10 protein-coding genes are annotated in these 11,109 nt (G+C 68.7%); 6 read left to right on the top strand and 4 right to left on the bottom strand.

Features of this window, described 5'->3' with window-relative positions:
• Nucleotides 1–269: 269 nt before the first annotated feature.
• The 4 genes from ABD299_RS25075 to ABD299_RS25060 form a co-directional block, all read right to left on the bottom strand.
• Nucleotides 270–1,271: a tetrahydrofolate dehydrogenase/cyclohydrolase catalytic domain-containing protein gene (locus tag ABD299_RS25075; RefSeq protein ID WP_344267135.1), complete on the bottom strand. Its 1,002-nt coding sequence runs from the start codon at nucleotides 1,269–1,271 to the stop codon at nucleotides 270–272.
• 18 nt (nucleotides 1,272–1,289) lie between these two features.
• The gene (locus tag ABD299_RS25070; protein WP_344267133.1) at nucleotides 1,290–1,616 is read right to left on the bottom strand and encodes a hypothetical protein; all 327 of its coding nucleotides are present in this window, start codon (nucleotides 1,614–1,616) and stop codon (nucleotides 1,290–1,292) included.
• Between the two features lie 531 nt (nucleotides 1,617–2,147).
• Nucleotides 2,148–2,666: a hypothetical protein gene (locus tag ABD299_RS25065; RefSeq protein ID WP_344267130.1), complete on the bottom strand. Its 519-nt coding sequence runs from the start codon at nucleotides 2,664–2,666 to the stop codon at nucleotides 2,148–2,150.
• Nucleotides 2,663–3,742: a type IV secretory system conjugative DNA transfer family protein gene (locus ABD299_RS25060; protein ID WP_344267127.1), complete on the bottom strand. Its 1,080-nt coding sequence runs from the start codon at nucleotides 3,740–3,742 to the stop codon at nucleotides 2,663–2,665. The genes ABD299_RS25065 and ABD299_RS25060 overlap by 4 nt, the downstream gene beginning before the upstream one ends.
• Nucleotides 3,743–4,122: 380 nt before the next feature.
• Here ABD299_RS25060 and ABD299_RS25055 point away from each other — a divergent pair, with 380 nt between their 5' ends.
• From ABD299_RS25055 to ABD299_RS25030, 6 genes are all read left to right on the top strand, one after another.
• Nucleotides 4,123–4,842, top strand: a complete 720-nt coding sequence (locus ABD299_RS25055) for a hypothetical protein (protein ID WP_344267124.1) — start codon at nucleotides 4,123–4,125, stop codon at nucleotides 4,840–4,842.
• Between the two features lie 9 nt (nucleotides 4,843–4,851).
• Nucleotides 4,852–5,154 carry a hypothetical protein gene (locus tag ABD299_RS25050; RefSeq protein WP_344267121.1) on the top strand — a complete coding sequence of 101 codons (303 nt, stop codon included), beginning with the start codon at nucleotides 4,852–4,854 and terminating at the stop codon, nucleotides 5,152–5,154.
• Between the two features lie 432 nt (nucleotides 5,155–5,586).
• Complete coding sequence (locus ABD299_RS25045; protein WP_344267118.1) at nucleotides 5,587–5,934, top strand: hypothetical protein; 348 nt, start codon at nucleotides 5,587–5,589, stop codon at nucleotides 5,932–5,934.
• Entirely contained in the window at nucleotides 5,931–7,880 is a 1,950-nt protein-coding gene (locus ABD299_RS25040) for a hypothetical protein (protein ID WP_344267115.1), read from the top strand. The genes ABD299_RS25045 and ABD299_RS25040 overlap by 4 nt, the downstream gene beginning before the upstream one ends.
• A gap of 5 nt (nucleotides 7,881–7,885) precedes the next feature.
• The gene (locus tag ABD299_RS25035; RefSeq protein ID WP_344267137.1) at nucleotides 7,886–9,409 is read left to right on the top strand and encodes an SCO6880 family protein; all 1,524 of its coding nucleotides are present in this window, start codon (nucleotides 7,886–7,888) and stop codon (nucleotides 9,407–9,409) included.
• Entirely contained in the window at nucleotides 9,409–10,941 is a 1,533-nt protein-coding gene (locus ABD299_RS25030; protein WP_344267112.1) for a type VI secretion protein, read from the top strand. The genes ABD299_RS25035 and ABD299_RS25030 overlap by 1 nt, the downstream gene beginning before the upstream one ends.
• The last annotated feature ends 168 nt before the right edge of the window (nucleotides 10,942–11,109 follow it).

The raw sequence follows: 11,109 nt of genomic DNA, 5'->3' as shown, positions 1-11,109 counted from the left end.
GTGGGGGAAGTCCGGTCCAAGTCCGGCGCTGACCCGCAAGGGAGACGGAGATCACAGGAAGTTGGCGGGTTCGTGCATCGCTTCCAGGGCAACGCGCAATACGCGGGGCGGCAAGTCGCGCGTGTGTCGTAGTGGACTATGAGGTCCAGCGCCGCCGCTGCAATGTGGCCTGCCGAGAGTGCACCCGAGCGAACTGTGGCGGCGATCTCGCAGGCAGTCATACCCGTACCCGCTGAGTTACCCGTACGGAAGTCGAGGATCCAAGGCTGTCACAGAGACGGTCCTCCTCTCCCACTGCCAGGGCCTGGCAGCTGGCGACTGTGGTCGAGGGCTGCCTGCGGCGAGGTGAGGGCAAGGCGGGCGCTGCCGCGGGCGGCGACTTCGCGGCGCGTCATGTAGGGCGTCGGGGGCACCGTCCACTCGACCAGGCCTGGATTGGCTTCCTGGCGGACAATGCGCTCCATGAGCACCGCCATCTCCACAGGTCCGACCCCTCCGGGCACCGGGGTAATGTGCTGCGGAATGGTGACGGCTTCGGGGTGGATATCACCAGCCACGCTGCCATCGACCCGGGGCATGAAGCCTGAGTCGACGACGAGCCGGTGGTGGGGGCGAATGTGGTCGGGGGTAAGCAGATGCGGCTGACCGGTGGCGGAGACGACGATGTCGGCTTGTCCGGCGGCCCGCAGGTCGTCACCGACGTCCAGCCCTCGCACCGACAGTCCGCGGTCGCTGAGCAGCCGCACGACACCGCGGCCGACGAAACCGCGAGCTCCCACGACTGCAATGGCCGGATCGTCTCCGGCGAACGGAAGCACCAAGCGGACTATGCCGTCCGCGGTCGCGCAGGCCCGCTGCTGCGAACGGCTGCCCAACAGCCCGTCGATGTCCTTCGTCGGCGCCAACCGCTGTACAAGCGGGGTGAGACGGGGCGGCGGAGGGAACTGCACGATAATCGCCGCAGTGTGTGGGTCGGCATTGAGAGTGGTGAACAGACCGGCAAACTCGGCGGCTGAGATCGATGGAGACAGCCGCCGGTGGTCGACTCCTAACCCGAGCCAGGAGAAGGCTTTGACCTTCTGCTCGGCCGAAACCCTGGCTGCCTCCATACGGAAGCGCCGCACGGGCGGGTCGTCCTGTGCGGCATCGAACCGGAGGATCGCCACCCGTTCTCCGCTGGGTTGGAGGATCTCCCGGTACGGGGCGAGGTCCTCACGCACCGAGCGCAATAGGTTCGTTCCGGACATGCGACGGGTCGCGGGCAGGCGCATTCGCAGGGCATTCTTTCGTCAGATGCGAACGTAACGGAGTTCGGCGAGTACCTCTGGAACAGGATGCAAGCGCAACGGAGCAATCTCGGCGAGAACCTGTGCGGGGGTGAGAAGGTGGTGGCCGCTCAAGTCATCGTGGAAGGCATCGTGGTGATGAGCGAGGTCCACCCGAGTGAAGGTCTCTCCACCACCGTCGTCGTCAGCCGAGGAGAACGGTCCGTGGTGGGCGATCCACACCAGACTTTCGGGGTCAAGGCGGGCGTAGCCCTCCATGTACTCAAGGAAGGCGGACGCCGCACCGCCCATATCACCGGTCAGCCCGAGGTGGTCGGGGTTGTCGGCCAACTCTGACAGGACTGCGACCGGCACAGCGGGAGCAGGGCGAACCAACAACCGGGCAAGGCAGTGGGCCCGGCTGCCCTGGCTGTGCTCCCACCTCAGAACCACCGCTACCCTCCGGGCGCCCTCCGCGTCAAGGACCAGAGTCTGTCCTTCAGTAATCATCCTGCTCCCTTCTCGGGCCGCGGCTTCTGCTCAACGGCTGTGCGTACTCCGCCCAGCCCTCGCTACACGGTGGGCTGGCTGATGGAATGGGTCTCCGCGTGGCCCTCATGCTGCACTCACCGCGCGGCAAGCTCTTCGCTGAGGTGGGCCTGCTGGCGGGCCATGAGCTTGCACTTCTTCTCCTTCAGCTTGCCTTTGGCCCACACCACCGGCTGCTCGTCCACTCTGCATCAGATCAACCTCAAACCGGCAGAAGGGCTGAGGGTATCGACTACCTTACCCAGCGGCTCAGCAGGGTCGCAGAGCATGCCGTCGAGCCACAGCCCGACGCGCCCATCAAAGACGGCAACCCGTGTCCTGCGGAAGTCTCGCTCACAGCGGCGGATCGAGATGGGCGACCTCCGCCTCAGCGGGATGCGTGACGGGTGCTGTGGTGGGCCACTGAGCCTGGAGGAACTCTTCGAAGTCCTCTCCTGCGGCTGCCTGGTCTCGCTTGCGGTGAGGCGGGTCATGGTGGCCTCCTGAACACCCGGGGCGTTTCAGTTGGGGAAGCAGCGAACTCAGTGCATGGATCCACTCGATCTCGGCGTGATCGCGGCCCGGGGAGGGTGCCATGTAGGTACGGACGTAGCCGGCGTACAAGGCGGTCAGACGTTCCACTACGGGCGGGTGGCGGTACCAGCAAGCGGGAATTTCGTTGTGCAGCTCATGTCGATTGCGCAGCCATTTCACCCATGCAGCAAGTCCGTTGAGGCGTTGGATGCGTTCGGCCGGTTCCATAGCTTCCCAGACCCAGCGTCTTTGCGAGAACTCGGCTCTCTCGGGAGACCTGGAGGACCAGGCATCGGCGGGGTCATCCCACAGATCGGGGAACTTCGGATGGTCGGTCACGATGGAGAAACCTTGATCGTGTCAGGCTCGGGGACATCGAGGTATCGCTTGACGTCTCTATCTCGGAAGGTGAGGCGCATTCGGACACGGATGGGGGCGAGGTTGCTGTACTGGGCGATGGCGGTGAAGTCGGGGAGTTGCTGTAGTTCGTGGATGGGGGCGAGGTCTTTCTCGGCGATGGAGTACTGGGTGGAGCGTTGGCCTCCGGTTCCGGTGGAGCGGGAGGAGCGCTCGATCTCGGTGCGGCCGACGAGTCCGGAGAAGTAGCGCAGGGTCTCCAGGTCTCCGCAGCCGGGTAGCAGCATGCGGAGTCCGCTGGCGGACATGACGGTGTTGGCTGCTTGCTGGCCGAGCCGGTCGCGGAGCTGGGACAGGTCGTGCCATACGGTCAGCAGGGCGATGCCCATGCCGCGGCCGGTGGTGAGGATGTTCGGGAGGCGCGGGTAGCGCAGCATGTTGCCGGCCTCGTCGATGAAGAGGCCCAGTGGTTGGGTCAGGGGCTGGCCGGTGGCGTTGTAGCGTTCTTCGGCGCTGTGGATGATCGAGGCGACGATCGAGGTGAGCAGCGGGGCGAAGCGTTCGGCGTCGGCTTCGTTGGCGATGAGGCAGACGGTGCCGCACTTGTCGAGTAGTTCGTCGGTGGTGAAGTCGGTGCGGGAGCAGGCGTCGCGGACTTCTTCGTCGGCGTAGACCCGGGCGATGACGTTGAGGGTGAACTGGATGCTGCCGATGCCGTCGTCGTGGAGGCGTAGCCAGGGGCTGGCGTAGTCTTCGGCGACTTCGTCGTAGCCGTGGGTTTCGAGGACGTCGCGGACGTGGTCGACTGCGTCTTTGCCGAGGCTGAGCCAGCGGCGCATCTGGTTGACGCCGCCTCGCGAGAGGCTGGCTGCCAGGAGGATGCCTTTGAGGATGCTGCGTGCTTGGTCGACCCAGGGTGCTGCGCGTTTGTCGCCGGCGGAGGAGGCGGCTTCGGCCATCCAGGCGGCCATGCGGTCGGCGGCGCGGGCGTCGGTGCAGTAGTCGACGGGTGACCAGCGGTGGGTGGCGCGGCCGGGGATGCCGGAGGGTGCGATCACCCAGACCGGGCATGAACGTCTTGGCGACCCAGATCACCAGCGTAACGATGCTCAGCCACAGCAGGGTGGTCAGTGAGTAGAACAGCCAGCCTGGTGGTGCGGGGGTGTAGGCGGCTTCGGGTCCGTGCACGAGTGCGTACCAGATCGTGGCCACCGTGCTGCGGTTCGTCTTGGTGGGCAGGCCGTTGCCGGCGAGGAGGCTGGCGAGGTGAGAGGCCAGCAGGACGGCCGCGGCGACGGACAGCAGCAGGCCGGTGGCGACGGCGAGGAGGAAGGTGCTGTCGTCGGTGCTGGGGCGTGGGCGGCTCACGGGGTCACGCTGCCTGCGGCTGTGTGGAGTCCGGCCTTGCGGAGAACTTCGTCGAGGGCCGGGAGGAGTTTTGTGGCCTGGGCGCGGTCGGGCGCAGCCGGACACCGAAGGGCTGCCCGCGGTGCCGCCCGACCGTCCCCTGTCCCGCCGGCACCTGCTCGATGCCGCCAGCGCGGCGCCGGGGCAGCCGCACCCCTGGCATGTGCTGACCGATCCTCAGCCGTGGAGTGCTCCACCGCTACGACTCCCCGAGGACCCGGCGGCCTGGTACCAGTTGGCGGCCGTCGGGGGCTGGCAGACCGTGCTGGTCGATACCGGGCACGCCGCCGGCGAGGACCTGGTCCTTGCTCACCACGCCGGCCAGGACTCCGTCACCGCGCGGTGGTGCGCGCTGCCGTGTGCCGTGCCGGTGTGGTGCTCCGCGGCCACCAGTGCCGGAGTCGCCCGTCTCCTGACGGCCCTGTCCGCTGCGGATGCCGCCCATCTGCCGTTGCGTCACAGCATCGTGGTGCTGGCGGCCACCGGGGATGGGCGCACACCGGCCCCGGTACGCGCGGCAGCGGCCATGCTGTCCAGCCGGGTCGCTGCTGTCGTGGACCTTCCTTACGACCCGCGGGTGCGCAGTCACGGCCCTGTGCCGGGCGAGAAGCTGTCCCGTCGTCTTTCCCACAGCGGTGACGGTCTTGCCGCCGCTGTCCTGGCTGCCGCGCACGCCCGTTTCGGGAATCCGGTGCCGGCAGCTGCTCAACCTGCTCCGATTCCTGTCCACCCCCCTTCTTCGTCCCCTTGAGGTGTCCTGATGATCGGTTCTCTGCTGTCACTGCGGACCGACAACCCGATCCCTGACTACAACCCTGAAGTCCCCTCCGATGTGCAGAACCTGTTCGCGACGGGGCTTGGCTGGGTCGCTGGTATCGGCCTGGGTCTGCTGGCCATCGGGGCCATGGTCGGCACCGTCATGGCGGGCATTGGGCTGCTGTCCGAGCGCGCCGAGATGGCCGCGCGCGGGAAGAAGGCCGTGCTGGTGTGTCTGATCGCGGCCGCGCTCCTCGCTCTGGTCTCCGGCCTGGTGTGGATGATCTACAACGAGGCGCAGGGGTGACCGGTGAAGGATCCGTATTCGCGTAGCGCCCGGAAGGCGCGGCTGCGTCTGGTAGCGGCCGGCGCGGCTGCGGGCGCGCTGATCGCTGGTCTCGGTGCGGTGGCCCTCAGCGGGCTGGGCGCGAGCGAGGGTGGTGGGGGCAGTGCCGGGCCTGGTTCTTCTGCGGACGGCGGCAGCGGCGGGGCTGAGAGTCCGGGGCGCTCGGCCGAGGAGATGACTCCGGCGCTCGGGAACAAGGTGAGCCTGGCGGAGCCGGAGGGGCAGAAGCACGGGATGCCCGTGGGGTGGCCTAGGGGCGGGGACGGGGCCATCTCGGCTGCGGTCGCTATCCGGGAGAACCTCGATCCGCTGGACGACGATCGGGTGCGGGGCCAGATGGAGGCCGTCACGAGCAAGCACTCTCTTGCCTCGGTTGACCGTGCGGTGTCGCAGGTGCGGGCCACGCGTGAATATGCCGGGCTGCCGCCCTCCGGGGCTGCTCCTCCCGGGTTCTTCGTCACCACCACGGTCAAGGCCGTCCGGCTCCGCACCCTCCCCACCGAGGACGACACGCTGGTGCAGGAAGTGTGGATGGTCTACGACAGGCACGGTCCCGGCTCCGGCGGGGGTCCGGACAAGAACCCCCTCACCGACCAGATGGACTCCATCGTGCTCGTCTGGGAGGACGGTGACTGGAAGCTCACCGAGGAGTACGACTCGCTGAAGAACTATCCCATCGTCCCCTACGACCCCGACAGCCCGAAGGCGTGGCAGCACGGCTGGTGGCAGGTCGATCGATGACACGAGTCGGTTCAGCCTTGCGCACCGTGCTGCGGCTGCTCCTGGCCGGGTTCTTCACCGCGGGCCTGGTGGTCGCCCCGGCATCCGCTGCCGCAGCGGATGAGTCCAGCCGCTGGGTCGCGGATTACGGCCCTCCTGACCCGCCCCCCGAGGAATGGAACGGGGGTGAGCGCGTCGGTACGACCCCGGACGGCAACTGGTGCGTCGTGGACGCAGTCAGCGACTGTCACGGCCTCGAAGGCGGTGAGTTGCCCGGGACGGTCGAGCCGTGCAGTGAGGGCAGCGACTGCTCCGCGCAGGAGCGTGAGGCGTTCGAGCGCGGGAAGTTCGAGGAGTGGAAAGAGCTCCAGGACGACCAGTCCAGTCAGCTGTATGCCGACCGTGTGGCGTTCCTCGAGGAGTGTCTGACCACTGGCTTCGAGGGCGGCGGCACGATCCGGTTCCAGGACTGTGCGAACCGCGGGGCGTTGGAGTTCCCGGAACCGGTGGACGGCCCGCTGGACTGGTTCAGCGGGCAGATCAGCGCGATGGCGGCCAATGCGCTGGAGGAAGCCGCGATGGCGCTGGGCACCGGCGTGCTGTGGATGCTGGAGCAGTTCACGTCGATGTTCGACAAGATGTCGACCATCGACCTGGCCGGCAGCGGTATCGGGCGGATGCTCGGCCTGGCCACCGTTCTTTCCGCGCTGATCGCCGTGTTCTTGATGTCCATCCAGATCGTGAAGGCCGGGCTGTCCCAGCAGGGCGAACCGCTGGCGACCGCTTTGGTGGGCCTGGCCAAGTACGGGCTCATCCTCAGCGTGTACGTCGGCGCCGTGTTCTTGGCCCTGGAGTGGGCCGACGCGGTCTCCGACTGGATCATCACCGAGTCCTTCGCCGATGACGAAGGGTCTCCCTCCGACGCCATGAAGGAGCGGTTCGCCGGCCTTTTCGCGGGTCTGAGCGGGGCCGGAGCGGGCGCGGCCGGTGGTGCGGCGCTGCTGACCGGGTCCGGTGTCGCTGCCGGTGCGGTGGGGGTGGTGATCGTCATTTCCATCTTGGTCATGCTGGCGATCGGTGCCCTGTGGCTGGAGATGCTGATGCGGCAGGCCGGCATCATGCTGCTGGTCGTCGCCATGCCGATCGTGCTGGCCGGCCAGATGGCTGATGCGACCAAGGACTGGTGGCCGCGAGCCCGGAACGCCCTGATCGCGTTGATTCTCCTCAAGCCGGTGATCGTCTTGATCTTCGGTATCGGGTTCGGGGCGCTCGCCCATGGTGAGGGCCTGTACAACGTTCTCGTCGGCCTGTTGATCTTCGTTCTTGCTGCTTTCGCCTGGCCTGTTCTGGCGAAGTTCTTGACCTTCACCCCGGCGGGTGAGGGCAGCGGCAGCGGCACCGGCCTGATCAGCGCCCTCGGCTCCAGCGGCAGCAGCATGTTCGGTGGGGCCCGGCACCAGCCGGTTCCTCAAGGGCCGGGAGCCGCCCCGGGGGGCGCCCCGTACTCCAAAGCGCTGGAAGCGGAGAACAACGCCGCTGCGGGCGGTCGTTCCGGCCACGGCGCCAGGAAGGGGTTCTGGGGCAAGGCCGGGTCGGTGGTGGGGCTGGGTGTCCAGGTCGCCGCTGTCGGCAAGGACGCGCTGGAAAGCACTGCGGCCAACGTGGGGGCCAACGCCGGGCTGGGCAGCGGCGCCTACGGCGGCCGCCACGCCATCGTCATGCCGGCCCGCGGCCAGGCCGACCAGGGCCAGCCCGAAGCCGGACCCGCCGGCGCCGGGCAGGAGACACCTCCCCCGGCCGCAGCACCCTCACCAGGTGCGGGCGGTACTCCGGCCCCGGCACAGCGTGCCCCGGCTCAGCGGAGACCTCCTCTTACTGAGTCCTCCGCCGGCCCGGCCTCGACTCGTCCCCGGCCTGTCCAGCCGCCGCCCACCCCGCCCTCTGATCCCCCGAGGAAGCCACGTTGAGCACGATGTCGAATCCCGCCCGGTATGGCGGGTGGCAACGGGAGAAGTCCGGCTGGTTCGGTGAGCTCTCCGGCCCCGGGTTCGTGCTGGTCGCCACAGCGCTGGTGACGCTGCTGGTGCCGTTGCACCAGCGCAGCCTGTTCACCATGGCGGTGTTCCTGCCGATCTCGGCGCTGCTGCTGGCCCTGGCCTACGGGCGGGTGCTCGGCCTGACCGCCGATGAGTGGGCCCTGCTCGCAATCCGACACCAGATCGCCACTGCGCGGAGGCAGCACATGTTCCTCTCCGGGATCTTCGCGCCGGTCAACCGGAAGACCGGCGCCCAGCCGATGGATCTGCCTGGCCCGCTGGCCCGGCTACGCATCCTGGACGCCCCGGACGGCCTGTCCGGGCGTCTGGGTGTGGCGCACGACCCGGCCAGCGGCACCTACACCGCGGTGCTGCGAGTGACGTATCCGGGACTGGCTCTGGTGGACCCCGACCGGCAGGAGTCCCGGGTCGCCGGGTGGGCTGCGGTGCTGCGGTCGCTGTGCACGGAGGATGGGGCCATCACCCGGATCGGGGTGCACCAGCGGTGTCTGCCGGACGACGGCGCCGCCCTGGATGCTTGGACCGCACGCAACACCGCCGCGGACGCGCCCAGGGAAGCAGTCCAGGCCCTGGAGGAGCTGATGCACGGGGCGGGGCCGGCTTCGGCCGCCCGGGAGACGTACGTGTCACTGACGCTGTCCGCGTCCCGGGCGCGCCTGGCCATCAAAGGTGCCGGCGGCGGCCAGGTCGGGGCCTGCGCGGTCCTGGTCCGCGAGGTGCTGTCCATCGAGCAGCTCCTGGCCGGCGCAGGGCTCACCGTGGTGGACCGGCTCACCCCGCGCGGTGTGGCTGCCGTCATCCGGACCGGCTACGACCCAGAAGAGCAACTGGCGGTCGCGGCCCGGGCAGCGGCCGCGCAGGACCCGGCATGGCAGGGCACTCCTCCGGGAGTGGATCCGGATCTTGCCGGGCCGGCCGCGGCGGAGAACAGCTGGGGCGTCTACCGTCACGACGGGGCGTGGACGGTCTCCTACCAGATCCGGGGGCTGCCACGCTCTGATGTGTTCGCCACCGTGCTCCAGCCGCTGCTGAGACCGCGGGTCAACGCCCGGCGCTGCCTGACCATGGTCTACGAACCGCTCGGGCCGCGCGTGGCCCGCCGAGCTCTGTCCCAGGAGCGCACCAAGCGGGAGACCGCGCGGCAGCTGCGGGCCAAGACCGGCCGGATGGAGTCCGAGGACGAACGGCGGGAGGTCCAGACCGCCCGGGAGCAGGACATCGCGCGAGCCTCGGGTGAAGGCGTGGTGCGGATGACCGTGATGCTGGCCGTGACGGTGACCGACCAGGAGCAGCTGGAGACGGCCTGTGCCGAACTGCAGGCCGACGCCGCTGGTGCCGGGCTGGAGATCCGGCGGATGTGGGGCGCCCAGGATTCCGGATTCGCCGCAGCGGCGCTGCCCCTTGCCCTGGGCCTGCCCGACCGTAGAGGAATGTTCTGATGTGGAAACGCCGCCGGCACGACGACACGAAGCTGACCTCGGAGTCGGTCAGCGCACTGGTGGACCGGCCGGACCGCGAGGTCCCGGCCGGCAAGCCGAAGAGTCTGCGGGAGCTGCGGCGCTCCAGACTGCTTGAAGACCCCGAGACCGTCATGCGGGTGGCGCCCCGCAAAGGGTGGCCACAGCCGCTCGCCGGCCGCGCGGCGAACCTCGATCACACCGAGGTCTTCCGGTCCGACACAGGCCAGGCATCCGGTCTCTACCCCTTCCTCCATGCCGGCTCCCTGCCACCGGTCGGGGTGTACATCGGCTGGAACGTGCACACGCAGCAGTCGTTCAGCGCGCACCCGTCGGTGTGGGTCAGGGAAGGGCTGTGCACGAACCCGAACGTCATGATCACGGGGGTTCCCGGCAGCGGTAAGTCCGCCCACGTCAAAGCGCTCTGTTTCCGGATGATGGCGGTAGGGCACCGCACGCTGATCGCCGGCGACGTCAAGGGCGAGTACGCGGAGCTGTGCCGTCACCTCGGCGTGGACCCGGTACGCCTCGGCCCTGGCCTGCCGGGGCGTCTCAATCCGCTGGACGCCGGGCCTCTTGGAACGGACTTGCACAAGCTGAGCGCGGAAGAGTTCTCCGCGCGCCTGGCGGAGATCCGTCGGCGGCGGTTGGCCCTGCTCGAAGCGCTGCTGGAGCTCCAGCTTCGGCGGATGCTGCACCCCTCGGAGAGCGAAGCGCTCCGGGTGGCGCTGAAGGAAGTCACGGGGGAGCTTGCGGGCCGGACCGTGCTGGACACCCCCACGCTCCCGATGGTGCACCAGGTACTCACCGATCCCACGCCGGCCATGGCCCGCGAGCTCCGGGTCCGCGGGGAGGACATCCAGACCGCACGGGAAGGGATGGCCGGTATCAGAAGCGCCCTGGGCGGAATGATCGACGGTCACCTGGGCGGATTGTTCGACGACCAGACCTCCATCGGACTGGACTGGGACGCCCCGATCCAGTCGGTGGACATCTCCGCACTGAAAGAAGGCTACGGAGAGGCGACGGTCGCCATGGTGTTGACCTGCGTCTCCTCGTGGGCGCAGTCGGCGATCGACCGGCCGGGCAAGCCATGGGTGGTAGTGCGGGACGAGTTGTGGCGGCAGATCCGTTCAGGCGGTACCCGCATGGTCGGGAAGGTCGACTCCGACCTGCGTCTGAGCCGGGCCGACGGCACGATCCAGATCCTGTCCACTCACCGGCTGGAGGACCTCGAAGCCGTCGACAAGGACGCCGCGGCCATCGCCACAAACCTGATCGCCTCGTGTGCCACCCGCATCCAACTCGCCCAGGACACCAAACCACTCGCGCTCACACGGGATGCCATCGGTCTCAGCGATGCCGAGTGCGCGATGATCGGTTCCTGGGGCGCCGGACAGCGCGGCCGCGCGCTGTGGAAGGTCGGCCAGGGCGGCTCCGGACACGCCGTCCAGCTCGTGCTCTCTCCGATCGAGCAGAAGCTGTTCGAGACCGACGAGCGGATGGCTGCTTAGCTGAGAGGACGAGGAGGACGAGGAAGTGGGCTCGCCCTTGCTCTCGCAGCCGGGCCGCTGACCGGTGACTGGGCTCGGTCGGCACGCGTGAGCACTCACCTCACCGAACGGCCGGACGCACCGCTGACCGTGTGCCGCCGCCCCGGGCGGGCGCCCTGGCAGGGCCGG

The sequence above is a fragment of the Streptomyces sodiiphilus genome (assembly GCF_039529215.1).
GTDB lineage: Bacteria > Actinomycetota > Actinomycetes > Streptomycetales > Streptomycetaceae > Streptomyces > Streptomyces sodiiphilus.
Note: the sequence above shows the minus strand (reverse complement) of the source record. Positions and strands in the feature narration are given on the sequence as shown.

What these genes read in the sequence shown, in the direction of transcription:
- ABD299_RS25075 (WP_344267135.1), bottom strand. Translation starts at nt 1,271, where the DNA reads ATGCGCCTGCCCGCGACCCGTCGCATGTCCGGAACGAACCTATTGCGC.
- ABD299_RS25050 (WP_344267121.1), top strand. Translation starts at nt 4,852, where the DNA reads ATGATCGGTTCTCTGCTGTCACTGCGGACCGACAACCCGATCCCTGAC.
- ABD299_RS25040 (WP_344267115.1), top strand. Translation starts at nt 5,931, where the DNA reads ATGACACGAGTCGGTTCAGCCTTGCGCACCGTGCTGCGGCTGCTCCTG.
- ABD299_RS25035 (WP_344267137.1), top strand. Translation starts at nt 7,886, where the DNA reads ATGTCGAATCCCGCCCGGTATGGCGGGTGGCAACGGGAGAAGTCCGGC.
- ABD299_RS25030 (WP_344267112.1), top strand. Translation starts at nt 9,409, where the DNA reads ATGTGGAAACGCCGCCGGCACGACGACACGAAGCTGACCTCGGAGTCG.